19 protein-coding genes and 2 pseudogenes are annotated in these 24,683 nt (G+C 46.9%); 1 reads left to right on the top strand and 20 read right to left on the bottom strand.

Going from position 1 to position 24,683, the window contains the following annotated elements; all coding sequences use genetic code 11:
- Window positions 1–25 precede the first annotated feature (25 nt).
- The 8 genes from ACI77B_RS08710 to ACI77B_RS08675 all read right to left on the bottom strand — a co-directional run bounded on the left by ACI77B_RS08710 (window position 26) and on the right by ACI77B_RS08675 (window position 7,865).
- On the bottom strand, window positions 26–1,357 hold the full coding sequence (locus ACI77B_RS08710) for a M18 family aminopeptidase (protein ID WP_409336453.1): 1,332 nt from the start codon (window positions 1,355–1,357) through the stop codon (window positions 26–28).
- 153 nt (window positions 1,358–1,510) lie between these two features.
- Entirely contained in the window at window positions 1,511–2,065 is a 555-nt protein-coding gene (gene yfcE, locus ACI77B_RS08705; RefSeq protein WP_409336452.1) for a phosphodiesterase, read from the bottom strand.
- Window positions 2,066–2,068: 3 nt separating this feature from the next.
- Window positions 2,069–2,662 (bottom strand): uracil-DNA glycosylase family protein, encoded by a 594-nt coding sequence (locus ACI77B_RS08700; protein ID WP_409336451.1) that lies wholly within the window; start codon window positions 2,660–2,662, stop codon window positions 2,069–2,071.
- 18 nt (window positions 2,663–2,680) lie between these two features.
- Window positions 2,681–3,388 (bottom strand): Crp/Fnr family transcriptional regulator, encoded by a 708-nt coding sequence (locus ACI77B_RS08695; protein WP_409336450.1) that lies wholly within the window; start codon window positions 3,386–3,388, stop codon window positions 2,681–2,683.
- A 188-nt stretch (window positions 3,389–3,576) separates the two neighbouring features.
- Window positions 3,577–4,581, bottom strand: a complete 1,005-nt coding sequence (asrC, locus tag ACI77B_RS08690) for a sulfite reductase subunit C (RefSeq protein ID WP_409336449.1) — start codon at window positions 4,579–4,581, stop codon at window positions 3,577–3,579.
- 47 nt (window positions 4,582–4,628) lie between these two features.
- On the bottom strand, window positions 4,629–5,426 hold the full coding sequence (gene asrB, locus ACI77B_RS08685) for an anaerobic sulfite reductase subunit AsrB (protein ID WP_409336448.1): 798 nt from the start codon (window positions 5,424–5,426) through the stop codon (window positions 4,629–4,631).
- Complete coding sequence (gene asrA, locus ACI77B_RS08680) at window positions 5,427–6,443, bottom strand: anaerobic sulfite reductase subunit AsrA (protein WP_409336447.1); 1,017 nt, start codon at window positions 6,441–6,443, stop codon at window positions 5,427–5,429. It abuts the gene before it with no gap.
- Window positions 6,444–6,746: 303 nt separating this feature from the next.
- Window positions 6,747–7,865: a cation diffusion facilitator family transporter gene (locus ACI77B_RS08675; RefSeq protein ID WP_409336446.1), complete on the bottom strand. Its 1,119-nt coding sequence runs from the start codon at window positions 7,863–7,865 to the stop codon at window positions 6,747–6,749.
- A 747-nt stretch (window positions 7,866–8,612) separates the two neighbouring features.
- Between ACI77B_RS08675 and ACI77B_RS08670 the strand changes: the two genes are divergently transcribed.
- The gene (locus tag ACI77B_RS08670; RefSeq protein ID WP_409336445.1) at window positions 8,613–9,533 is read left to right on the top strand and encodes a carbon-nitrogen hydrolase family protein; all 921 of its coding nucleotides are present in this window, start codon (window positions 8,613–8,615) and stop codon (window positions 9,531–9,533) included.
- A gap of 85 nt (window positions 9,534–9,618) precedes the next feature.
- On the opposite strand, the pseudogene ACI77B_RS08665 reads toward ACI77B_RS08670, so the two are convergent.
- From ACI77B_RS08665 to ACI77B_RS08610, 12 genes and pseudogenes are all read right to left on the bottom strand, one after another.
- Window positions 9,619–9,780 (bottom strand): annotated as a pseudogene (locus ACI77B_RS08665) (DNA-3-methyladenine glycosylase I); the annotation flags it as partial.
- Between the two features lie 243 nt (window positions 9,781–10,023).
- The gene (locus tag ACI77B_RS08660; RefSeq protein ID WP_409336444.1) at window positions 10,024–10,818 is read right to left on the bottom strand and encodes a hypothetical protein; all 795 of its coding nucleotides are present in this window, start codon (window positions 10,816–10,818) and stop codon (window positions 10,024–10,026) included.
- Window positions 10,819–11,073: 255 nt separating this feature from the next.
- Window positions 11,074–11,301, bottom strand: a pseudogene (locus ACI77B_RS08655) (arsenate reductase ArsC); the annotation flags it as partial.
- Window positions 11,302–11,713: 412 nt separating this feature from the next.
- Entirely contained in the window at window positions 11,714–13,135 is a 1,422-nt protein-coding gene (locus ACI77B_RS08650; RefSeq protein ID WP_409336443.1) for an EAL domain-containing protein, read from the bottom strand.
- Between the two features lie 789 nt (window positions 13,136–13,924).
- Entirely contained in the window at window positions 13,925–15,694 is a 1,770-nt protein-coding gene (gene ade, locus ACI77B_RS08645) for an adenine deaminase (protein WP_409336442.1), read from the bottom strand.
- Between the two features lie 61 nt (window positions 15,695–15,755).
- Window positions 15,756–16,166: a peptide deformylase gene (locus ACI77B_RS08640; RefSeq protein WP_409336441.1), complete on the bottom strand. Its 411-nt coding sequence runs from the start codon at window positions 16,164–16,166 to the stop codon at window positions 15,756–15,758.
- A 32-nt stretch (window positions 16,167–16,198) separates the two neighbouring features.
- Window positions 16,199–17,353 (bottom strand): hypothetical protein, encoded by a 1,155-nt coding sequence (locus ACI77B_RS08635; RefSeq protein ID WP_409336440.1) that lies wholly within the window; start codon window positions 17,351–17,353, stop codon window positions 16,199–16,201.
- Between the two features lie 9 nt (window positions 17,354–17,362).
- Window positions 17,363–17,692, bottom strand: coding sequence for a hypothetical protein (locus ACI77B_RS08630; RefSeq protein WP_409336439.1), 330 nt, complete (start codon window positions 17,690–17,692; stop codon window positions 17,363–17,365).
- Between the two features lie 192 nt (window positions 17,693–17,884).
- Entirely contained in the window at window positions 17,885–20,932 is a 3,048-nt protein-coding gene (locus ACI77B_RS08625; RefSeq protein WP_409336438.1) for a type III restriction-modification system endonuclease, read from the bottom strand.
- A gap of 12 nt (window positions 20,933–20,944) precedes the next feature.
- Window positions 20,945–22,954 carry a site-specific DNA-methyltransferase gene (locus ACI77B_RS08620; RefSeq protein WP_409336437.1) on the bottom strand — a complete coding sequence of 670 codons (2,010 nt, stop codon included), beginning with the start codon at window positions 22,952–22,954 and terminating at the stop codon, window positions 20,945–20,947.
- Complete coding sequence (locus ACI77B_RS08615) at window positions 22,947–24,029, bottom strand: ATP-binding protein (RefSeq protein ID WP_409336436.1); 1,083 nt, start codon at window positions 24,027–24,029, stop codon at window positions 22,947–22,949. The genes ACI77B_RS08620 and ACI77B_RS08615 overlap by 8 nt, the downstream gene beginning before the upstream one ends.
- Window positions 24,022–24,681 carry a DUF4391 domain-containing protein gene (locus ACI77B_RS08610; RefSeq protein WP_409336435.1) on the bottom strand — a complete coding sequence of 220 codons (660 nt, stop codon included), beginning with the start codon at window positions 24,679–24,681 and terminating at the stop codon, window positions 24,022–24,024. Before ACI77B_RS08610 ends, ACI77B_RS08615 begins: the two co-directional genes overlap by 8 nt.
- Window positions 24,682–24,683 lie beyond the last annotated feature (2 nt).

Here is a 24,683-nt window from a genome sequence, read left to right as displayed (position 1 = left end):
CTTGCCTTTTCTTTTTTGTCCGGGTTCATGCGTCAACCTCTGAGAAATCAAGCGGCTGGGCGATAAAAAATGCGGATGCGAGGCGGCGGAGATATTCCGGGTCCCGGGCGCCTGCAGTTTCATAAGCGGAGTGCATGGCCAGCTGCGGAAGGCCGATATCCGCAGTGCGCATGGAAACGTGTGCCTGGGAAATGTTTCCCAGCGTGGACCCGCCCGGCATGTCGGAGCGGTTAGTGAAGACCTGCACCGGAATGCCCTGCTGTTCGCAGAGGAGTTTCACGTAAGCACCGGAAAATCCGTCGGTCGTGTATTTCTGGCTGGCGTCATACTTCAGCACAATGCCGTGATTCATGCGGGGACGGTTCACCGGGTCCGCCTTTTCTGCGTGGTTCGGGTGGACGGCGTGGGCATTGTCGCAGGACAGCATGAGGCTGGCGGCCGCGGCAGCCAGGAACTCGTCACGGGAACAGCCGCAGGCTTCTGCGATTCTCGTCATGACATCCTGCAGGAAGGTCGAGTCCGCGCCCTGGGCCGTTCCGCTTCCGACTTCTTCATTGTCGAACACCGCATGCATGCGGACCACGTCTTCCAGATCCTTTTCCGCAGCGTCCGTAAATCCCAGCAGCGTCGTGAAACAACACTCCAGATCGTCCAGTCTTCCTGAAGAGATGAACTCCTGATTCTCTCCCCAGACGATCGGCTTCATCCTGTTATAGACAAAAATATCCCCGCCAAGGATGTCTTCTGCCGGAAGGCCGGCTTCTTCTGCCAGAAGCGCCTTTACCTTTCCTTCCGCCGCTTCATCTTCACGGCCTTTCTCCCCAAATGAGGAAACTACAGGAAGCATGTCGGTCTGCAGGTTCAGCGACTGTCCCTGGTTCACCTTCCGGTCCATGTGAATCGCCAGAGACGGAATCATCAGAAGGTCGCGGTCGATATTTACCAGTTTTTCGCGGAGGCCGCCATCTTCCCGGACAAAAATCCGCCCGGCAAGGGAAAGAGGCCGGTCGAGCCAGCTCCGGATAATCATGCCCCCATAACGCTCCACGTTCAACTTAATGTAGGCGCCGGATGCCTGCATCTCAGGATCCGCCTTCAGCTTGAAGCATGGCGAGTCGCTGTGACTTGCGGTAACGCGGAAACTGCGCGGCTTTTTCTCCGGCATCCGGAAAGAAATTACCGAAGAATGATTCCGGATGACATAGTAGCGGCCGCCGGGCTGCAGGGCCCACGGACGAGTTTCCTGCAGACGGATAAAGCCCCGCTCTTTCAGCTCATTCCTTACGGTTTCAACGGCATGAAAAGCTGTCGGACTCTGCTGAATCATCTGTAGAATGCGTTCTGTTGTTTCTGTCATTATTTTCTTATCTCCATTCTGAATCGATTATCGCCGCTTCTTTTCATCTTTCTGCGGAATGTTGTCCTGATTGAAATATCAGCGGCTCCGACAGCAAATCCTTAAATCGGTACAGATGTCCGGACGCTGCTCAGCCAGCATTCCGTGCATTAACTAATTGTCCAGCTCCAGCAGATGGTACTCTCCACCGTTCTCCAGGTTTTTCCAGATAAAGGTCTCATTTTCCAGCGTCATATAGCTGTTCGGGCTGCCGTCCTTAGGAATGGAAACAGATCCCGGATTCAGGTAAATATTATCCTGTCCAAAATCTTCCCAGGCCGGAACATGGGTATGCCCGCAGAGCATGATGTCCCCTTTCTGAAATGGCAGCGGGTTATGCTGATTATAATGATGGCCGTGAGATGCATAAATCAGATGACTGCCGGCTGAAAATACTGCATATTCTGCCATGATCGGAAATTCCAGCACCATCTGATCCACTTCCGTGTCGCAGTTTCCGCGGACAGCGAATATCTTTGATTTCTGCTCATTCAGCATCGCAAATACTTCTTTCGGTGCGTAGTCCTTCGGGAGATCGTTGCGCGGACCGTGATAGAGAATGTCGCCAAGTAAAAGAAGCCGGTCTGCCCCTTCCTCTTTAAATGCTTCCATCAGCATTCTGCAGTAATACGCGGATCCATGTATATCTGAGGCAATCATTAGTTTCATAAATTAATATATTCCTTTCTCCAGCACAGCCTTGACCCTCTTTCTGAGCTCCGGCACAACATCTTCCTCAAACCACGGATTTTTCTTTAGCCAGATGTTATTCAGCGGGCTCGGGTGAACGATCGGGAAAAATTCCGGAAGGTAATCGCGAAAAGCTTTTACAGTTTCCGTCAGGTTTTTCTGCTCTCTTCTTTTCAGATAGTAGTGTGTGGAATAGCCGCCGCTCAGAATGGTCAGGCCGATTTCCGGCATTTCACTGCGCAGCGCCTTATGATACTCTTTTGCGATGAAGGGACGCGGCGGCAGGTCGCCGGTTTTGGCTTTTCCCGGATAATAGAAATCCATTGGCATGATGGCGACTTTCTCGGAATAGAATACATCCCGGCTGATTCCCATCCAGTCCATCAGACGTTCGCCGGATTTATCATTAAATGGAATTCCTGTCTCCTCAACCTTTTTCCCCGGCGCCTGGCCGATAATCAGGATGCGGGCCTTGGGACTGATCTGGAATATCGGTGAGATTCCCCTCTCTGTATAGGACTGATTCCGTTCATCTTCCTTTAATTTCTCTACGATTTCATCTAAACTGTTCACCATTTACCTCCTCGGATTTTCCTAAATCAGTTTTTTCAGCGCCTCGCTGTCTGCGATATAAATCCGTTTATCTTTAAGCTTGATCAGACCGTCATCCCTCATTTTCATCAGCTCGCGGGAAAGCGACGGCCTGGCGACATTGAGGTACTCTGCCATTCTCTCGCGATTCATCGCTACCGGAGTCTCAGCGCTTCCATGCGTCCAGATCACCAGCATCTTCGCGATTTTCTGACGGATGGATCCCCCGCTCATAATCTCCAGCCGTTCATCCTGCTGCTTGGTTTTCCATGCGAACACATATAGCATATTCGAAATCAATTTAGAGTGATAACTGCACGCATTCACACAGGTATGCATCAGAAAGTCCCCCGGCAGCTGAATCAGCTTCGATTTCCGTACCGCCTGCGCATAACAGGAATACTCCGGTTCCCGCAGGAACAGATCTTCCGCTCCCAGTATATCACCGGAATTTGAAAATGACGCGATAATCTCTCGCCTCCCGCCTGAACTGTCTCTTCCGAGAAAGACAGAACCGCTCACAAGCAGGAACATTTTCTGCGGCGTCTCATTTTCCGAGAAAATAAATTCTCCCTTCTCATAGGTCACGATTTCCGCCCCGCTGCAGTTGAAACAATTCCAGATATCATCCGGAGTCATTTCCCGGAAGAGTGTACAAGATGTAAGCTTTTCCGCAGCTTCACGATGCAATTTTGCCAGAACTTTCTTCATATAACCTTCCCATAGACAAAAGGCAGACGAGCAAGGGGGGCCGTCCGTCTGCCTGAAAAAATATAAATGCTTAACCGCATTTCTGATTTCATGCACCAGAAACCAGGTGATTAAACACATATACGCCTGTTAACTTGAATGGGCTGTTCCGGCCACATACGACGAGCCCGGAAAACCTCTTAAATAACCTACTCTTCTCTTTCTGAGAAACGGAACATGGAGTGACGCAGCTCATTGGTCTGGTCGTAGCGCTTTCCTCCCCAATACAGACGTCCCTGAATCTCGCACTTCGGATTTGGTGTAACATCTCTCATGATGTACTTCAGGAACTCCTCGAAACCTGTACGGTCAACAATGTAGCCGATATGCTCCTTGCTCTCTACAGCATCTCTGTCCAGATATTTATCAAGGTAATCATAAACATTTACAATGATCTTCTTAACCGTATCGTGGTCTGCCCACTTCATGAAGTCTTCTGCAAGACGCGGATTCTTCTTTCCGGTACGGCCCAGCAGAACGACGCGGAAATATTCTTCCTTGCTTCTGGTCCAGGCTCTGGTCGGGCAGTAATTAATGCAGACGCCGCAGCCGATGCATTTATTCGTATCACGCTCGATCTTTCCGTTGACAACCTTCAGAGCACCGACAGAACGTTTCTTGCAGTATTTCACACACTGCTCGCAGCCGACGCAGCGGTCCCTGTTGTACTGCGGTTCCGTCTGACCCATGATGCCGAAGTCGTTCAGGCGGACATGGGCACAGTCATTGGAGCATCCAGTAAACGCAATCTTTACATGGTGATCATTCGGGAAAATTGCCTTATCGATTTCCTGTGCGAATGCCTTGGTATCGTAGCATCCGAACGGGCAGAGTTTCTTACCCGGGCAGGCAACGACATTTCTGGTTCCTGAAGCCGGATATCCGCCCTCATACTCTTCCTGATTAACACCGCTGTTTTCAATGATTTGCTGCAATGCCTTGTTCACTTCATCGACATCTTCCAGAGAAATTCCCGGGATTTCGAAGCCCTGACGGTTGGTAAGGTTGACCATTCCCTGACCGTATTTCTTTGCAATATCTACGACACGCTGAAGGGATTCTACGTCGATCTCTCCGCCAGGACAGCGGACACGGGATGCCGTCTCGCCTCTGACCTTAGAATAGCGGTAGGCATTCTTCTTCAGCTGCTTCATATTGAAATCTCTAGTATTGGTTTCCAATGAATTCACCGCCTTTCCAATTAGTCGACAAGAGTCTTATGCTCAGTGTAGCGGAATACTGGTCCGTCGATGCAGACATACTTATCGTTGATTCTGCAGTGTCCGCACTTTCCCATGCCGCAGCACATTCTTCTGGAATCAGAAATCCAAACATTGTCTTCTTTTAATCCGAGTTTTACGAGTTCGATAATAGAAAACTTAATCATCGGCGGCGGTCCGACAACGATCGCTTTGCAGGAATCGATGTCGCGGATCGGGACATCCGGAATGTATTTTGTTACCATTCCGACATTGCCTTCATATCCTTCCGGCGCACCGTCTACGGTCAGTGTAAGGTCAATGATATCCTTCCACTCTTCAAAGTCCTTCTTAAACATGATCTCGCCCGGATTCTTGAAGCCGGCGATGAAATGGGTATCCTCCGGGTGATCGGTCTTGCAGAGATACTGTACAACGCCTCTGACCGGGGAAACAGCGGTTCCTCCAGCAACGATGATCATTTCACCCTTTGCGTAATCCTCTACATCAAAACCGTTTCCGTAAGGTCCTCTGATAAAGAGTGAATCTCCTGCTTTATAGTTATCAAACAGATAGTCTGTTACCTTTCCAACTCTTCGGATCGTCAGATCGACAAAATCATCGCCAATTCCGCTGACGGAAATCGGTGACTCTCCAACCTTCGGAATCGAAACCTGGAAAAACTGACCCGGCTTGACCGGTCCGACATAAGTGAAGCGGAAGGTCCACTCCTCAGGGGTATGCTTAATGATGTCCTGAATCTTCGAAGGCATCGGGATATATTCATTCTTGCCCGGCATTTATTCCACCTCCAGTTCTTTTACACGCTTGTTCAGCTTATTAATACAATTTGCAAAGGAGATGTACTCCGGACATACGCTGTCGCAGCGTCCGCATCCCACGCACATGTCATAGCCGAAACGCTTTCTGAAATCATAGACCTTATGAAGAACCTTAAATCTCATTCTTTCTCCGTTGGCCTTTCTGAACTGCAGGCCTCCGGCAACATCCGTGTATCCGTCTACCATGCAGGACGCATTGACTCTTCTGCGCTCTCCGACCTTTCCGTTATCTGTATAGAACAGATCCTGAATCGTAAAGCAGGTGCAGGTAGGACACACGAAATTGCAGCGTCCGCAGTTGATGCAGCGCTTGCTGTACTCATCCCACATTTCATCGTGGAAAATGCTCAGCGGAACTTCTTCCGGCCGTTCAACATGATATTCAGTTTCTGTTACGAACTGAGGAGTTACTTCTTTCTGGCTATCCGCGTGATCACGGAAAACAGACTCTAACTCTTGCTCTTTTACGTCTGTGTAAACTTTGTCCCCGATCACATCCATCGAGAATACATAGTCTTCTGTCTTATTAGCTCCCATGTCCACGCAGAAGCTGTTCTCACAAGCCTTTCCGCATCCGATCAGCGCGAACTTTACACGCTCTCTAAGGCGTTCGTAGAAATAATCCTTATCCGGTCCATTGTCCAGATACATCTGGTCCAGTCTCTTTACGGCGTGGATGTCGCAGCTTCTCAGCAGTACAATGACTGGAGCCGCGTCATACTCTGACTCCCTGATCTGATCCTCTGTAAAGAAAAACATCGTTTCAGAAAGCGGGATCAGGACATCTTTAAAAGAATAATCCGACCGGACATCCAGTTCCATGTCCTCCAGCCGGTCCACATAATCATAACGGACAACATCGGTATCAGCGAATCTGCCTTCTCCGACTTTTCTGACCGGCGCAAAAATCCGGTACTTTCCTCGCAGAGCCTCCAACGCCTGGTCGAAGCCCTCCCTGGTTAATACATAGCCCATTGAAAATCCTCCCGGTATATTTACCGTAACATAGAAATACCGTTCACTTGCTCACTGATTGTTATCATTATAGCAATGTACTTACAGATATTTCTGTCACAAATGTTACGGATTTTCATGAATACAAGAAAAATATCTGTAAAGGTCCTGTAATTTTGCTGAAATGCATTTTCCCTCCAGCGCACGCTCCATCTTAGACAAAATAACCCCGGCAAGATAAAAACTCCTGTGTTCATCCAGCTGAATGGATGTTCACAGGAGTTACTCTTTCTGTATAGACTGTTTCAAATGCCCAGTTGTCCTTTACACGGTCACTGCCGCATCGATATCCGGTGTGATCGTAATGGAATACTCCGGATACTTCTCTGATATTTCCTGGTAGAGAATTTTCAGGCCCTCATTCCGGTCGATATCAAAATTCAGGACCGCATCGAAGCGGATTTTCTTCTCCTCGTCATCGAGGTAGAAACCATGGAACTGCACGACCCAGTCGTGTGCCATAACTATACAGCGGATATCATGTTCCATGTCCGCTGCCTTTCCGCCTCTGGTGTTATAGGAATGGACACCGACACCGGCGAGAATTACGCCCGTTTCTTTATAGACCTTAGTCTCCAGTTTCCGGGTAATTGCGTCAACCTGAGCTACGGTCATGGTATCCGGAAGTTCCAGATGTACGGAAGCCAGATTCTTATCCGGACCATAGTTATATAATATCAGATCGTATGCACCTCTGACCTGCGGCTCAGCATTCAGGACCGCCTTTACTCTATCTGTCATAGACTTATCTGCACGAGTTCCAATGATTTCATTCAGAGTTTCCATCATCATTTCAATTCCGGATTTAATGATCACGATGGAAATCACGGCACCAACGTAAGCTTCCAGGGAAATTCCCGTAAATTTGTAAATCAATGCCGATGCCAGAACAGACAGTGAAAGCACGGCATCAAACGCTGCGTCTGAACCGGAAGCGATCAGCGCACCGGAATTCACCTTATTTCCCTGCGCTTTGACATAGCGGCCGAGAATCATCTTTACCAGTACCGCAACGGCAATGATTACCAATGCCGTCATGCTGTAGCTGGCTCTCACCGGATGGATGATCTTTTTTACGGATTCTACTGCGGAAGTGATGCCGGCATAAAGAACAAGGCCGGAAACAATCATGGCGCTTAAATATTCAATTCTTCCATATCCCAGAGGATGCTTCTTATCCGGAAGCCGGGAAGCGAGTTTAGTTCCCACGATTGTAATAATTGATGACAGCGCATCAGAAAGATTATTCACCGCATCCAGGATAACCGCAATGGAATTCGATGCCAGTCCTACCGCCGCCTTAAAACCCGCCAGAAATACATTAGCCAGTATGCCAATGACACTCGTTTTTACGATTACTTTTTCCCGCCGTTCATTATCCATTTTCAGCTTCCTTTCCGAACTCTCCGGAATCGCTCCATGGCTCCTCACATGATGAAAAAATGTCCATACCTGAATGCATGGACTAAGGCTCCTGACAAAGTATCTGATTCAGAAACCAAAAGTTATTATACATTGCGCGCAATTTAATGTCAAGCGATGAATATTAGTATGATGGTGTCAAGAGGTAGCGGGAGTTTTTCTTGACAGATCCCCAAGTTTTCTTGAACTGTACGCAGCCGGTGCCTGGAACCGGGGTTTACACCTATAACACCGCAAACACCACTCTCTTACTGATATCCTCCTTTTCCTTCGGATCTGGTTCAGCTGCGATTCCGCCGAACGGCAGCGGCAGCCTTGTCTTACACATCATCCTTTTTCTTTTTGCCAGATTGAATTCTATGATACAATGAATTCATGCATATAAGTGAAAGGAGATTCTGAAATGAAACCAAGTGAACGCTTCTAACAGAAGGCGATGCCCGTCTGGAAAACTTATTTTGATCATCCGTTTGTTCGCGGGATCGGCGATGGAAACTCGACCAGATCCTCTTGGATTGCAGCTACTACGAATATCAGTTCTGGGATATGGCCTGGTCCATGGGAAAGACCTATACTCCGGTGATCCGCTGATCCCCTCGGGCAAAACGAGACAGGCAAGGAAATGCCCCCTGCGTGCAGCCCCTTGCCACATTCTCTTTTTGTCCCGCCCGACAAAATCTACAGCAGCAAGGAGAAAATTTAACCACTATGAAAACATTACAAGACACCTGCAAACTCGCCGTCGTACAGGCCTCCCCGGTCTTATTCAATAAAGAAGAGAGTCTTCAGAAAGCGCTGCGCCTACTGCATGAGGCGGCAGAGAACGGCGCGGAACTCATCGTATTCCCAGAGCTGTTTATTCCCGGCTATCCGTTCGGAATGACGTTCGGGTTCCGGGTCGGATGCAGACAGGAAGACGGCCGCAAAGACTGGAAACGCTATTACGACCAGTCCCTCACCCTAGACGGCCCGGAAGTCCGCCAGCTTGCTGACGCGGCAAAATCACTCGGTGTTTTCTTAAGCATCGGCTATTCCGAACGCGATGCCGTCACCGGCACCCTGTATAACTCTAATCTAATGATCAACCCGGATGGAAACGTTATGAACCACCGGAAACTCAAGCCAACGGGAAGCGAACGCGTGGTCTGGGGCGACGCGGACCGAGACTATTTTCCAGTTATGGACACGCCGTGGGGACCTATGGGCAATCTGATCTGCTGGGAAAGCTACATGCCGCTGGCCAGAACGGCGCTCTACCAGAAAGGGATTTCCCTGTACATTTCTCCGAACACCAACGACAATCCGGAATGGCAGGACACCATCCGGCATATCGCGATTGAAGGAAAATGCTACTTTATCAATGCGGATATGCTGATCCGAAAAACGGATTACCCTGATAACCTGTATGCAGCGGAAGAAATCGCGGCCCTTCCTGAGATCGTCTGCCGCGGCGGAAGCTGCGTCATCGATCCGTTCGGACATGCGGTGACGGACGTGGTCTGGGACCGGGAAGAGATCCTCTATGCCGATCTGGATATGCAGAAAGTCCCGGCCAGTCGCATGGAACACGATCCATGCGGACATTACAGCCGCCCGGACGTGCTGGAACTGACGGTGCATGAGAAATAAAAGGGCCTCACAGTTCCCTTCCGCAGCCTACGCATCGTAGAGAAGGTACTCTCTCGGAGACCGGGTCTATATATCTTACAGTCTTTCAGATTATGGAATCAGGAACATCCGCCATAAACCAGTCCGGTTCGTGAGAAAAAATCACCCCTACTGCCTGAAGGTATGCGTAGATAATTGTAGAACCGACGAATTTCATGCCGCGCTTTTTCAGATCTTTAGAGATGGCATCGGAAAGTGCGGAAGTGGTAATATATGCTTTTCTTTACATTCTCTTCGTAAGGCAGCCGGCACAGATTCTCATCCATGCCGGCTGTTGTTCCATACCGTAATCTGACTGAATCGAACTGAACTAGTACAATCCATATTATTCCTGCTGCTTGCTGGAGCTTTTCCAAATCCGTCACAGGAATCGCTAATGCTTTCTGCATAAGCCAGATTCAGCACTTTTCTCCGCATATGCATTTTCCATCGACAGCGTGGTGCTCGACCGCTATTTCCAAATGGCTGAGTCGACATTTAATTTCACCGCCGCGATGGCCTTTCCCGCAGTTGCGTGGTCATGGTCCGCTTTCCTGACGTACACCGTGCCGGACAGTTTACGGAAGTTGTCAACGCTTCGCTCCTTCAGATCCTCTTCATCTACAGTCAGAACCCAGGTTCCCGTCGCACCGGCGGCAACCTCATCCGCTCCTTCGTCATTGACATCTACTCGCGTTTTATCTGCGTAGAATCGTCCCTCATCCAGCTCGATTCGCTCTGAACGGCTGTTTTTTACCTGCAGAATGACGCGATATTCCTTACCGTCCTCATCGCTGCCGGTCTTCGCGCTGATAAACTGGATCTTCACCTTGTGATTATTATACAGCACCGCATTTGCCTTTGTGTCCGCGGTAATCGCTGACGTTTGTTCTGTCTTCTGATCAGAAGACGTCTGCGCATCATCTGCATCGGTTTCATCACTATCCTCAGAATGCAGAGTGTAAGAGGCCGCGGACTTGCGTTCCATTCTTTCCTCATGCAGCTCAACCGCGCCCCAGACCAGAGCAATTGCAAGCGCCAGAATCACCGCAGCGACGATCCATTTTACTTTTCCCGGATTTTTACCAGGATCCGTACCCTGCTCCTCCTTTGCGGCGATCACCTGATCTCCGTTCATGTATATTTTCAACCGATCTCCGATTTTCGGATCTGCATAGTTAACTGCATCTTCAGGAATCTCCCGAAAAGTTCCGTCCTCCATGCCTACAGTGATTATTCCGTTTTCGATTTTAATAATTCTACCCATCTTTTCCTCCTTAGCTTATCATGTCATCTCCTTTATACGATCATAATCATCGCAATATTCATAATTTTCTATGTGTATATAACAGTGATGAACCCTGTCTCAGTAAGATTACTATACCCTAAAACAGGCCCATCACACACGATCCCCTGTAAATATTTCTGTTCCGTCAATTATTTTCTACACTCTGTTAAATTTATTCCTTGCCGCACCACATTCAGGCGTTAACTTTTTGTCTGAAAACACAACTACCCGGCCTTATTCCGCAAGTCTCTGTTTCAGCTGAAGCACCCGCTTCTCGATTTCCCGGATGACAGAGATAAACGCCTCGTCGCTCTTCCCTGTAGGATCGTCCAAGTTCCAATTCTCATCGAACGCGCGGCCGATGTACGGGCATCCGACATCACAGCCCATAGAAATGGCGATATCCGGCTCTGGGATCTGGTTGAACGTCTTGCTGTACTGGTCCTTTTCCATATCGATACCAGAGAACCAGTCCTGCTTTCAGTGTGATGCTTTTATTATGAATAAAAGTGTTCTCTTGCCCGTCTTCCAGCTGAATACGGCTCACCGATCCTTCTACATACCTGAAATGCTGATCCCGGTTCTGATAATGAAAGCTGATCATCTTAAACTCACCCTGACTAACCGCCAGATCCGTCAACGTCAGATAATCGTTGCGCTCAATCATCCCGTAAAACGTCCCTCCGCTCAGCTCCATAAACTGAGCCTCATCCGCGCAGGCATACATCCCCGGTATCTTATCATTGATAAACAGGATCTTCTCAGAATGGTCAGCGGTGATCAGACAAACACCGCCCGCGAGCCCGTCATAATACTTATGGAGTTCCTTAAATTAATATTCCAATGGTGGGTAAATATTATCCAATCAATAAATTTAACAGTAGTTTTCCAGAAATTCCGCTGCCGGAATCGGACGGGAATAGTAATAGCCCTGGAAATAGTCACATCCGAGCATGCGCAGGGTCTCTGCCATATACGAATCCTCGACACCTTCTGCAACAACAGTCAAGTTCATTTCATGGCAAGCTGCGATGATGTGCGGCAGAATACTGTCCGGACTTTTGAAATAATTCCAGACCATTTTTCGATCCAACTTGATGCTCATGAACGGATTCTCCTTGAGACGGTCAAGATTTGACGAGAAACTGCCAAAATCATCCAGCACAAAGGAAACGCCTTCCTCCTGAAGCCGCGCCATGTGTTTATGAAGAAGCGAAACATCGGTCAACGCTTTCTCGGTGACTTCCAGGTACACCGTTCTTGCGTCCAGATTCTGTGCGTGAATAATCTTCAGAAAACGGTCGGCCAGAGAATCGTCCATGCACTGAATCGGAGACAAATTGACATTAATCCATTCCAGCCGACTGAGTTTCACCCGTTCCGACGCAATGAACGCACACGCTTTCCGGAACATCTGCTCACCAAGAGGAATGATAATCCCATTCTGCTCCGCCGCCGGAATAAACTCATCTGGATAAACAATCTCTCCGTTAAAATCGACCAGCCGTGCCAGGGCTTCACACCCCACAACTTCCTCATTCTCTGCGCACACAATCGGCTGAAGATACATCTGGAGACGATGTTCATCTACCGCACTGTTCAGAACCTTTCGAACCACTGTTTTTCGCCTGTATTCACGCAGCGTCTGTTCATTAATCACAGCAATCCTCGGTGACACCATCCTCCTGACCTGTTCGAATGCATAACGAATGGAACCCGTCACCGTTTCCTCATCCGGCAGAATACAGTCCCTCTCCAGCCTGATCATTCCCACAGACAAACTTAAATCTGCATGCTCATCCATCCAGCGACGCGTAAATCTCGATGCAATTCTCTCAAGAACAACCTCTTCATCGAACCTGTTGAAGGACTGCACGACAAAATGTCCCGTACCAAGGTAGAACACATTCAGTCCCCGGCAGCACTGGTTGAGATACCGCCCAATCATCTTCAGCCCGGCTTCAAACTGTCTATCTCCGTAAATGTACCGCATTTCACTGTAATTCCGGACTACGATCCCCACAAGTGATCCGCGATGGATCTTCTTTCGGAAATACTCCTTCTGCACCAATTTCCAGCCCGCATAATTAAACACATCCAGCCTGGAATCCATAAACGACTCCGGATTCAGATATCCAAGATAAATCAGCACTGTCGAGAACACACAAAACAGACTCATTGCCGGAACCTCGGGAAAGGCCATCCGCGTGGACACCCCCAGTGCAAGAGCCGCAGTATACACATAGCCAGTCGTCCGGTCTCGTCCGCCCCCATGCTCCGCCCGGCGTTCTAACATTACCAGCATCAAAAAAAGACAATACAGAAGCTGCCAGCTCAGCACATCATACAACGGACCATGTACAACCCCATATTCCGTAATTGAGAAGATCCATCCTGTAAATGGACTTATCACGACCAACAGCTCCATCACAATCATCGGAGCATAAACAGCAAGCCAGTATGACAGAGAGTTTTTCCTCCAGACTTCACAGAGGGCAGCCGTAAATTCCAAGAACATAAACCCCCTCAGAATAAACACCAAATAATACATTACATTGCATACTGCAATGAGCCAGACCGCCTGACGATCCCAGTGATCATTCACACCGCGCGCCAGAGAATCTATCGCTATCGCAGCCAGATTCACGACCACCAGCAACAGGAACTCCCTGCTCACCCTGACCGGGAGCCTTTTCCGCGACAAAAATAACAGTAAGATAAACGCTTGGATAATCATGGCTAGAGCCAAATAATCAAACTTTAATATCACCCTCTCAATCCCTTTCTCCATTCAAATAAATGACAGACTTTAATACCGGGCAGACGCTGCCTGTTCCATATTTACATTTGGAATGTGTCCGAATAATCAAATATTAAAAACCAGCTATTCCCATCCGTTCTTCGTTTCATCCTGTTTTACATGTCATCAAAACTGGAACATGAATTATATTCTACTATTCCCCTGATTAAGATTCAAGTCTGTTCCCGCTTTCCCGTCCGTGGCGCTTGTATACACCAATCTTCCTTGTTCATGGTTTTTGTCCCCCTTTGAAGGATATAATATATCAGACCGGAAATAATAATATCAGATATACTTCTGATTGGTTACGTCGAAAACGCCCCTGGTGGTTATCCGCAGCTCCGGTATCACTGGCAGACTGAGAAAACTCAGAGTCATAAAGGGATCGATGGCCGGATTTACCCCGAGAGACTTCGCTGCCGCCTTGGCAGACTCCAACTCTCGTTCCACCGCCTCAAGCGGCTCATCAGACATGAGTCCCGCGATTCCCAGCTTAACTTCTCCCAGGATCTCTCCGTCATTTTCAACAACGATCCCTCCGCGGTTTTCCGTGAGCCTGTTTACAGCCATTGCCATATCCCGATCGCTGGTTCCTATCACAATGATGTTGTGGGAATCATGGGAAAAACTCGTGGCAACCGCCCCGGATCTCAGTCCGTACCCCCGGAGATAGCCAATGCCGAAGTGGCCGCTGCCGCGGTGCCTTTCGATTACTGCTACTTTCAGGATATCATTTTCGACCTGTATCCTGTCAGAGAAGCCCTGACGGGTCGTGCGTATTTCTCCGTCCACCGTGCCTATAACCGCTCTCGTCTTGCTGTCCCGGAAGTCGTCTTCCTGGAAAAACTGATTCCGAAAGGTGTCATGGGCAGCATCATTCAGGCTTTTGCGGATGACCGGAGGGGTGATTTCCACGAGCTGGGTCCTTCCTTCGTTCGCCCGGCTGCCCATGCCGGATTCATCAAATACGAGCTGCCCATTTTTAAAGACCTGAACAACATGGAAGTCGTCAAGATCATCGACCACCGTAAGATCTGCCCGATATCCAGGGGCAATAGCTCCTCTGTCACAGAGCCGGAAATGACGGGCCGTGTTGAAGCTCCCTGCTTTAATGGCCTGTATTGGATCCACTCCTGCTGCCACCGAACGCCTGATAAGCTCATCAATGTGACCTTTTCTGAGAAGATCTGACGGATGCTTATCGTCTGAACAGAACATGCAGTGGTCTGCGCAGCCAGTGGTGAGCAGAGGAATCAGCGCGTCCAGATTATGCGCGGCAGTACCCTCGCGGATCATCACCATCTGACCGCGCTCTATTTTTTCCATCGCCTCTTCAACGTCTGAGCACTCGTGGTCGGTAGAAATCCCGGCAGCGATATATGCATTCAGCTCCTTCCCTTTAAGACTCGGGGCATGACCGTCGATCATCCTTCCGCCAGCCTCCGCATCAAGCAGCTTGCGAAGGCATTCTTCATTTCCTTTTACCACTCCGAAAAAGTCCATCATCTCCGCCAGTCCCAGGACTCTCGGATCACTGTAGTATCTGGCGATATCACGGCTGCTGAGGCATGCCCCGGATTCATCCATCGGAGTGGCGGGAACACAGGACGGAAGCATGAAAAAAACATCCAGCGGCAGACCGCATGTGGCTTCCATCATGTAATCGATTCCGGCAGTTCCCATGACATTAGCGATTTCGTGAGGATCCGTGATCACTGCCGTAGTTCCATGGGGGATCACCGCTTTTGCAAATTCAACTGGTGCGGCCAGCGAGCTTTCAAGGTGGATATGCGCGTCGATCAGGCCGGGGCATATCACTTGCCCGGACATATCAATCTCTGTCCTGCCGTGATAACCGGTATCTCCCCCGGATGCGCCTGATCTTCCGGATCCGCCGATCCCGGCAATCACACCCTGAGTAATTGCAATATCACCTTTCTGCAGCTTCCCTGTAAATACATTTACAAAAACCGCATTCTTCAGCACCAGGTCTGCAGGCTCCCTGCCCGCTGCCACTTCGATAATCTTCTTCTTGATTTGAAAACTCTGATCCATAACCAATCCCCTGTAATTTTTCCTGTTAAAAACTCTGATGTTATTTGGTGCTAACTGAAAACTATATAATCTTCCCTTCCAGGCAATCACACTCGTGCTGGATGATTTCTGCCGTCCAGCCAGTGAACTCCTGTGTGTGCTCCTTCATCTCTGTATCCTGAAAACGGACGCGGATCGTCTGAAAACGTCTGGTTTTACGCGTCCCGGTCAGCGACAGACAGCCTTCTTCTGCCTCATACTCGCCGCGCCGCTCCAGAATGACCGGGTTCAACATCACCAGAGCCATCATTCCCATGGAAACGATGATCATCCGTTTCAGCTCCCCGATCATATTCGCCGCCATACCGACACACTCCTCCCGGTGTGCGGCCAGCGTATCCCGAAGATCCTGCGCAGTCTGCAGGTCACTTGCAGTCGCCGGCTCCGATTTCTGACTGAGGAATAAGATATCTTTTACGATTGGTCTGATCATGGTGTAGTCCTCCTGATCATATTCAGCTTGTTTCAACATTGTAGATAATTACCGGTCAGACATATTTCATCTTGATCTATATCAAATCCCTGAACGTACAAAAGATAGTTACATAGTGATTCGATCAATTGGCGAAGCACATTTATTTCATGAAAAATCGATAAATATCTTCCTGGACCATTATCGTAATACGCTTGGCCTTTTTCTATCTGTGAATCTTCAATACATGAATTTTTCAGAGCCTTATCAAGATTTCTTTCTGCTTCTGCACTACATCTGATAATTGAATGTTCATCTACATACTCAAATAACTCATCGTAACTTTGCACAAAGTGATCCACATTATAACGTGCATATTGGTAATAATCCAAGCCTGTAATTTCAGAATAAATCCTTAAAACGAACATTTTATCATTTATTTCTTTGCATAAGTGTTTTATCTGAGAGTCATTATTACTCATTATAATATGGTCCCTGGCAATGTTCTGATTTTTATAGCAATAAACATCTCCCTGTTTTTCATATCCAAAATCATCAAGTAACATAATTATTACCTTAACATTTTGATCATTTTGTTCTATTCCCAGAAACTGCATTAATTGATCTAAATTCCATGACATCTTTTTTGTAATCGCTTCTTTAACCACTTCGTATGGAACGGGAATAAGGTTGCTTTGATCACTTACATCACTATTCACTTTTTTCTTGCAAAAGCATTTTTTTATCGTCCTTACAATTATTACGCCCAGTTGAACACATCCTGCAATATTATTAATAGCATCTAAGTATGGAATACCATGCTGAACCCAAGATAGAATATTGTCAAGAATGCTAACACCGAAGCCTGCACCACAATGATTCCTTATATTTACTTTGATAATAGCTCCATTCTCGCAACCATTCATATTATAAAAATCTTTGATTGAGACTTCACTGTAAGGAACCATCCATTCAATATGATTGTTTTTTATAATATAAGGAAAGACATCTGCATTTCGCATTATACTATCCAAATTATTATACGAATCGAAAGTTATCGTGTAAAGCTCTTTATTTTCAATAGTTTGAAAAGCTTTATTACAAATATCAATTACTTTTTCTTCTGTCGATTGATAATATACTGGGACGGTTTTATCTTCTCGATTTAGTTCCGACATCCCTAAGCAAACATTTATTATTCCTGGCATTTGTTTCTCTCATTCATCCTTATTATTCTCAAGTTCTGAAAAATCTATACCATATCGATCTTCAAGATATTCCAATACCTGTATGATTCCATTACCAATATACAATTTATTAGCTCCAAATCTATATCGTAATGTTCTAATATATTTGGGGTTTGATATAGGTGCAATACGTCTCGTCTTTGAACTATCAGTGTCGCTGATATTATAAGTAACTGGATACCGATAATCACAGCCATATTCATTTGTCCATCCATTATATGAATCATCATTGCTGCATTGATCACCAATGATACTCTCTAAACGACAAATCAGTTCCATTGTCTTCTTATTAATCTCCATAGAATCATAACTCCTTCCTCATGAATCATAATTGCATTTATAGAATTGGATGGCAATATACGGCAATTATCTCAAATCATTGATCTTTTTCCTTCTGCACATTGCCATCCTATTAAACAGCCAACCCCATAAACACAACAACAGCTCCACATAACATAGTATCTATACTATATGCCAATTATACTATCTCGCTTATTTCATCACTTTTTCCATCAATGACTTGTAGCTATCTACAACATCATATACGACACTGTCATTCGATATTGCCTTGAAGTGCTCTCTGGCGCAGTGAATCTTGGACTCCTCAATTAATCGAAGCTGCATCGACGACATCGAGCCCTTCGTCTCCGCTACAAAATAAATGTGTTTGACGGAGCCTTCATAAAAAGCGATCGCCCAGTCTGGATTGTAATGCCCTACCGGAGTGGAAATGTAGAATCCATCTGGCAGTTTCACGTAGACTGCAACATCCGTACTCGTATCGAGCTGCGATGCGAAGTCGCGCTCGTTCGTCGAGTCGTAGACGATATGGTCGTACAGGTGCTTCTTAGCTTTCATGGCGTTTGTGCCAAGCTTGCCCTTGATGGTCGGCTCGGTGAAGACGTCTGTGCCGTAGTGGTCATCCATCACACTGTAGGTGATATGCTCGATAATTGCAGTCGCTTTTTCGTCATTGATCAGCTGCGATGCCTTAAGGATAAACTCCTCCGGATTGTACTTGAACTGGTCGAACGTAGCCTTATTAATGCCGGTCAGAATCTGAATGACAGCCTTCCGGGTAAGCCCAGTAGATTCCACAATCCTTCCAACAAGATCATACGTTACGCTCTTGCTGGCTACGATCGCCTGCTTTGTTCCGAAAGTAGATGAAGCATCCCTGGCAAATGCCTGGCCGGATCGCAGCTGCTCCTTCGATTTGATCTCCGCCATCGAGCCGGATTCAATCTTGAAATAAATCTTCGCCACGCGTAGCTTGCTGTCGAGGGCTGTGATTGATTTGCGGATAAGCTCATCCGTATCAAAATCCACCACATAAACGGATTTCGCATTGATTCTTGACCAGAGAGCCTTGAACTCCTTACTGTTCAGTTTTTCTTCATCCACCTTGAGTTCCACATTGTTGCTGCGGGCATTTTCAGGTGACATTGCCTTGGCATCATAGATGGAGTCAACAATATCTACGACTGCTGCCTCGAATCCTTTGACTTCCTCAGCCATCTTCAGAGCGCCATTTGCCTTGTCCTCATAGTACTTGTCTGTGAGGATTCCTTTCCGATCCACATAGCGATTGACGGTCATTTCGTACATAATTGCTGAAGCCGTATCAGAATCAATCGTCATCTCATTGCCATGGTCGTCCGTGACAACACGGTTCAGAAACAGATCCCTTGTGACCGCACGAGGCCTATCGATGATGTCTTCTGCAATTTCAGACTGCAGGCCCTTAGCAAAGCTTTCATAGCTTTCGCTCGCAATAACGGTCAGCACATTAACGTTCTGTACATCATTTCCAAGAACGCTTGCATCCTGACGCTCACCATCCTGATTAACGGCAAGACGCATGCCGCGTCCTACTTCCTGACGTTTGCGAACCTCACTGCTTGACGATTTCAGTGTACAAATCTGAAAGACGTTCGGATTGTCCCATCCTTCTCGCAGCGCAGAATGAGAGAAAATGAATCGCACGGGCGAACGCTTCGGATCGCGGTCAAGCAACAATTCCTTGTTCTTCATGATTAAATCGTAGGCATCTATATCGTCTGAAGTTTTCTCTTTCTTCTTTACTTTTCCATTAATCATATGTCCTTTTTTATCAATTGAAAAATATCCTGCATGAGTCTTTTCTACAGGAATTGAATCCAGATACTTTATATATTCATCATCTTCAAACTCCCGTTGCATATTCTTGACCACATCCGCATATTCCTGCTCGAACATGTCGGCAAAGATACCATTCTGAGGCTGTCCGTTCTTATCGTATACACGATAGTGATCTACCTCGTCAATGAAAAACAGCGAAAGTACCTTTATGCCCTTATTGAACAGCTCACGCTCGCGTTCGATATGCGAGAGGATAGTTTCCCTTATCTGAATGCGGCGTAACTGGTTCTCGTCGACCTTCCCAATCACATCTCCAGCATACAGTTTGATACCGTTGAGGAACTCGATAGAGTCGTCTCTGCCGTCGATGCGCTTGACCACGAATCCGTCCCGGTACTCGGGCAGCTCGCCGGAATGGTCGAAGAGGTTGTAGCCCTCCGTCACTGTGGCACTCATTGGCTTGATTCTGGATGCGCGCTTGCAGTCGAACTGTATGGTTGCCGTCGGAGCTGATTTGGAAAGGTTCAGCCCTTCCAGATAAACGAAACTTTCTGTGGCTGTTGTACCACTTTCTGTGATGCCCTTGACAGCGATCTTCTTTACGAGCTTCTTGTTGTAGGCATCCATCGCGTCGAGCCGGTAAATCAGGTTGTAGTACTCCCTCGGTGTGGCAGAATAACGCAGAGTCAGAAGCGGATGGAATTCCTTCAAACGTTTCTTCGTCTGCTTTCCTTCGACAGACTGCGGCTCGTCGATAATCAGAACCGGATTCGTCTTGGCGATGATATCGATCGGTCGGCGGGAACGGAACTCGTCGAGCTTCATGTAAATGCGTCGCGCGTCCTTTCCACGGGCGTTAAACGCCTGCGAGTTGATAATCATCACATTGATGGAGCTGTCGGAGGCAAAACAGTCTATCTCAGTAAGCTGAGAGGAGTTGTAGATGAAAAAGCGTATCTTCTTCCCGTATTCCTCGGCAAAGTGATCCTGTGTCACCTGAAACGACTTGTAAACGCCCTCACGGATGGCGATAGACGGCACGACCACGATGAACTTCGTCCAACCGTATGCCTTATTCAGCTCGTACATGGTCTTGATGTAGGTATAAGTTTTTCCGACGCCAGTCTCCATCTCGATGGTCAGATTGTATTTGCCCTCGAGCGACTTTGACGGCTCGATCTGCCCGTCACGCTGGATCTTCCGAATATGCTCAAGTATCTGTCCGTCGGACAGTTCTGGCACGATCTTTGCGTTCGACCAGCCCGTGAAGTCATCATCCTCGTTCATGCCGAGCTGGTAGGTTCCGGTTCCTCTATCCATCATGTAAGTGGGCGTGAGGTATGGCTGCCCGGCAAAAACATCCACGACGGCTTTGGCGGCGTCAGCCTGAAACTTTTGATGCTTGAATTGCAGCTTCATTCTGCCACCTCCTTAAATGACCTTGACTCTTGTATCCGGCGCAAGCAGCTTGAAAATCTCGCCGACATTGATCTTTTCCGGGCTGCTGGCGAAGCTAGAGTCACGGAACACGGCACGTAACGGCTGACGTTTGGCAATGGTCTTGATAACCGACTCCGGCACGTTTTCATCAAAGCATGCAATCAGATCCCCATCGTTATAGGTATGCACCATGCAGCCGTCAATTGTTTCCGAAGTGTAAGGAAGTGACAGAGGAAGTCCCCAATCAAGCAGGCATCCAAATAAAAGGTCAAGATCGGTTCGATCAGGCTTCACGTTAGACTCAAGCCTAGAAACAAGATCCTGCGTATAATCCCCTGCCGCATAGTAAACATCATTCATGTTTGTATCGTCGAGCTTCAGGACACGGAAGCCGTCGTCAAACGTTGCGTCAGGATTGTCCTCGTGAATCTTCTTTGCAGCGCGACGGATACGCTCCTTACCAATCTCGCAGATATTATGAGGTTTATCTATGCTATCAAGTAATGCTATTGCATTTTTAGCCACCTTTTTACTGCGCTCTGCAGTCGACTTCGATGGATCAATAGTTTCCGGTAATTGCACGAGAATAAACTTGCGTCTCTTATTCTGATGGAGATTTGCCAGAAATACAGCATGCGCTGTTGTAGCGGAACCTGAAAAGAAGTCCATGACAATATCTCCGTCATCAGTACCACACATCTCAATTAACCTTTGAATGATTTCTTCATCCTTTGGATTCTCGAAAACTTTATCTCCCATCAGCGTTGCCAAACGTTTAGATGAAGCTCTTCCATCTTTATAAAAGACACTATAAGGAACCGTATATTCTCTATCCTTCAAATATGATTTTAATGTTGGAACGTATGTTTCGTTTTTTCCGAAATCAACCCTGCCTTGTTTAATCCACTCATGCATGGTTTTCTCATTAGTCAACCAGCCTCGAGATGGAATTTTAACTGGCTTACCAGTTACTGGATGTAACAAGTTATATTTGGGACCGCCCCCACCTGGCCATGAAATATTATCTGAAAAATAAATTCCTCTTTCATCCACCTTGTTATAATGCGCATGTTCTTTGGCCGGCGAACTATCTGGAAGGTTTTTATACCAATTTCTTAATTCGTTTTTTATTCTCTCGTAATCTGTGCCATAGAGTTTTTTTAGTGAATCAAATTCGGCATATATGTCATTTAGACCTTCCTTTCTTTCGCGCCAAACGATATTGTGATCTTTTATGAACTGAGCATCTTTAAAATAGCAAAAGATATACTCATGCGAGACAGATATGTATTTTGAATCATTTTTTCTTCCGGCACTCCATACTAACTGAGCGATAAAATTTGACTCTCCAAAGACTTCATCACATATTAATTTGAGGGTGCCGCTTTCATTCTCATCAATTGAAATGAAGATAACGCCATCGGATGTAAGAAAATTCCGGGCCACTAACAGTCGTGAATAAACCATCGAGCACCAATCCGAATGAAAACGCCCATTGGAGTCTGTGTTTTTAAACATTCGGTTACCTTCTTCATCCACTTGGCCGGACTCATCTGCATATTCTTCGCTGGATACTTTGAAGTCGTCGTTGTAGATAAAGTCATTGCCCGTGTTGTAGGGAGGATCGATGTATATCATCTTGACCTTGCCGAGATAGCTTTCCTGCAGGAGCTTGAGCACTTCGAGATTGTCTCCCTCGATATAGAGGTTCTCAGTCGTGTCCCAGTTGACGCTATCTTCTTTCACCGGGCGGAGTGTTTTACGAATAGGACGGTTCGCCTCCACGATGGACGCCTTCTTCCCTACCCAGGTAAATTCATAAGCCTCATCGCCGTCAATTACAGAGTCAGAAAGCATCTGCTTTAACAGCTCAAAATTAATTGCTTTCTTCAGATGTCCGTCCTCGTCTCGCGCCTCGGTGACGCAGTTTGGGAACAGCGCGGCTATCTTCGCGACGTTTTCCTGCTGGATGTCTTCTGACTCCATTCTCATCTTATCCATTGTTCTTTTCCTCCTGCTTGTTACGGTTTTTATAAGCCTGTCGAATCTTGTCAAATTCCTCTTCGTTATTCTCTAACTCCTTGAGTTTCTCTCGAAGAAACTCAAGTGCAAAATTTGAAAATTTATGTGTTTTACCGTTTCTTGAAACTGTTATCTCCAGGTGATACTTTTTCGATTCTTTCATCTTGAAGTACCAAATAAGGGCATAAAGATCCTGAGTAGTAATTCCAAGTTTCTGTGCCATCTGCTTTTGAATATATGGATGTGTATCATCAGGATTACCTTCAGGAACTGGAACCTCTTCAGCAAGGTCAATATTGCCAGTAACCTTGATAACAGGGATTCCGTCAGTTTCAGTAAAACTGCCTTCCTTGATATATTTTGCCTTTCTCAACACCTGTGTAACGAGTCTACGGTCAAATGCAACATCGACTCCATAAGGAGTTGAAAAATGGCCGTTGCTATAATTGACTATGCCGAGATTTGCTGTGCCACTTTTACGTATTACTTCCAGCACCTTCAATAGATTCTTGCGCTCACGAGTTATACGCTCTGAAATGATTTTCTCCATTTCAGCAGGCTTTATTTTCCCATTTCTTGCCCGATATCTATAAAATACGTCTCCGGCGGTTATACTTTCGCGACTATGGTCTTTGAGCGCAATAACTGGCTTAATATCGGATTCATAAGCGTATATCCAGCCAACTTTTTTACACTCTGTTACAGGCACGCCATTCTCGTCGACCTTTTCAACATCAATATCAAATGTACCTGTTTCCCAGTCTATGGCGGGAGCAAAATATGAATTAATGGTTTCTGTTAACTTTTCCTGTTTTAGATTTTCCAAGTTGTTATTCTTCAACCCCAGTATGCTTCTCGGAGAATCCTCGATACCGAAAATAATGTATCCACCTGTATTATTAGCAAAGGCAGCCATGGTTTTTGCATATGCAGCTGCGCTCCCCATGTTGAACGACTTCTTGAATTCCACAGTATTGCTTTCACGACTCCTGAGTTTTCCATCTGACGTCCTGCGAGAAAGGATTTTCATTACTTCTTGTTCATGTTCATCCATTCAAATCCTCCAATTCCTTCCTGAGCTTCTTGAGTTCCGTATTCATTTCCATCTGCCGGTTCAGCTGCTTTTCCTTTCGGATCTTTGCCTGCAGCTTGTTTATCTGCTTCTGCAAAGCATCTCTACGGTCGTCCCTTGCAACTGATTCCTTCAGTGATTCCTGCGGCGTAGTGGCCTGCAGAACGTCTCCTGCAATTTGCCGTACGAAGTTCTCGTAGACAGCATCAATATTCAATCCTTCCAAATGCACCGGAAGCTCCGTCTCCGGTAGCCACTCAGTCTGATAGTATCTGTCAACCTTGAACACAGCTTTGCCACTGCCTGCGGCTTCCTTGTAACCCATCACAGCTTTGTATTTTCCGTCGTACTCAAGTACAAAGAGAATATGATACGGGATCTCCCGGTCAATCTGCTTCAGCACATTCTCATCGAGTGTTTCCTGATTGAGCCGGATATGGAATACTTCTATCTCAGTGACATTCTTTCCTTCTGCCAGATTGACAGTTGACGGCGCGATTTTATTCGCCCAGTAAATAATTCGTATCTGGTCGACAAAGCTCCGCTTGAGTGTCGGGCTGACGGTCAGGTTATCATAAAACTTCTGTTTCGGAATTCGCTTGTTAAACTCCGTAGATTTCGGCAATCCCAGCATTG

Origin of the sequence: Eubacterium sp. F2, assembly GCF_046244355.1 — a bacterium.
GTDB lineage: Bacteria > Bacillota > Clostridia > Peptostreptococcales > Anaerovoracaceae > Aminicella.
The sequence above is the reverse complement of the archived record's forward strand: the minus strand, read 5'-3'. Positions and strand labels throughout refer to the sequence as shown.

What these genes read in the sequence shown, in the direction of transcription:
- ACI77B_RS08710 (WP_409336453.1), bottom strand. Translation starts at nt 1,357, where the DNA reads ATGACAGAAACAACAGAACGCATTCTACAGATGATTCAGCAGAGTCCG.
- ACI77B_RS08660 (WP_409336444.1), bottom strand. Translation starts at nt 10,818, where the DNA reads ATGGGTAGAATTATTAAAATCGAAAACGGAATAATCACTGTAGGCATG.
- ACI77B_RS08620 (WP_409336437.1), bottom strand. Translation starts at nt 22,954, where the DNA reads ATGGATAAGATGAGAATGGAGTCAGAAGACATCCAGCAGGAAAACGTC.
- asrB (WP_409336448.1), bottom strand. Translation starts at nt 5,426, where the DNA reads ATGCCGGGCAAGAATGAATATATCCCGATGCCTTCGAAGATTCAGGAC.
- ACI77B_RS08615 (WP_409336436.1), bottom strand. Translation starts at nt 24,029, where the DNA reads ATGGATGAACATGAACAAGAAGTAATGAAAATCCTTTCTCGCAGGACG.
- ACI77B_RS08675 (WP_409336446.1), bottom strand. Translation starts at nt 7,865, where the DNA reads ATGGATAATGAACGGCGGGAAAAAGTAATCGTAAAAACGAGTGTCATT.
- ACI77B_RS08640 (WP_409336441.1), bottom strand. Translation starts at nt 16,166, where the DNA reads ATGATCAGACCAATCGTAAAAGATATCTTATTCCTCAGTCAGAAATCG.
- ACI77B_RS08670 (WP_409336445.1), top strand. Translation starts at nt 8,613, where the DNA reads ATGAAAACATTACAAGACACCTGCAAACTCGCCGTCGTACAGGCCTCC.
- ACI77B_RS08625 (WP_409336438.1), bottom strand. Translation starts at nt 20,932, where the DNA reads ATGAAGCTGCAATTCAAGCATCAAAAGTTTCAGGCTGACGCCGCCAAA.
- asrC (WP_409336449.1), bottom strand. Translation starts at nt 4,581, where the DNA reads ATGAAGCAGCTGAAGAAGAATGCCTACCGCTATTCTAAGGTCAGAGGC.
- ACI77B_RS08610 (WP_409336435.1), bottom strand. Translation starts at nt 24,681, where the DNA reads ATGCTGGGATTGCCGAAATCTACGGAGTTTAACAAGCGAATTCCGAAA.
- ACI77B_RS08630 (WP_409336439.1), bottom strand. Translation starts at nt 17,692, where the DNA reads ATGGAGATTAATAAGAAGACAATGGAACTGATTTGTCGTTTAGAGAGT.
- ACI77B_RS08650 (WP_409336443.1), bottom strand. Translation starts at nt 13,135, where the DNA reads ATGTTAGAACGCCGGGCGGAGCATGGGGGCGGACGAGACCGGACGACT.
- ade (WP_409336442.1), bottom strand. Translation starts at nt 15,694, where the DNA reads ATGGATCAGAGTTTTCAAATCAAGAAGAAGATTATCGAAGTGGCAGCG.
- ACI77B_RS08635 (WP_409336440.1), bottom strand. Translation starts at nt 17,353, where the DNA reads ATGCCAGGAATAATAAATGTTTGCTTAGGGATGTCGGAACTAAATCGA.
- ACI77B_RS08700 (WP_409336451.1), bottom strand. Translation starts at nt 2,662, where the DNA reads ATGGTGAACAGTTTAGATGAAATCGTAGAGAAATTAAAGGAAGATGAA.
- ACI77B_RS08695 (WP_409336450.1), bottom strand. Translation starts at nt 3,388, where the DNA reads ATGAAGAAAGTTCTGGCAAAATTGCATCGTGAAGCTGCGGAAAAGCTT.
- yfcE (WP_409336452.1), bottom strand. Translation starts at nt 2,065, where the DNA reads ATGAAACTAATGATTGCCTCAGATATACATGGATCCGCGTATTACTGC.
- asrA (WP_409336447.1), bottom strand. Translation starts at nt 6,443, where the DNA reads ATGGGCTATGTATTAACCAGGGAGGGCTTCGACCAGGCGTTGGAGGCT.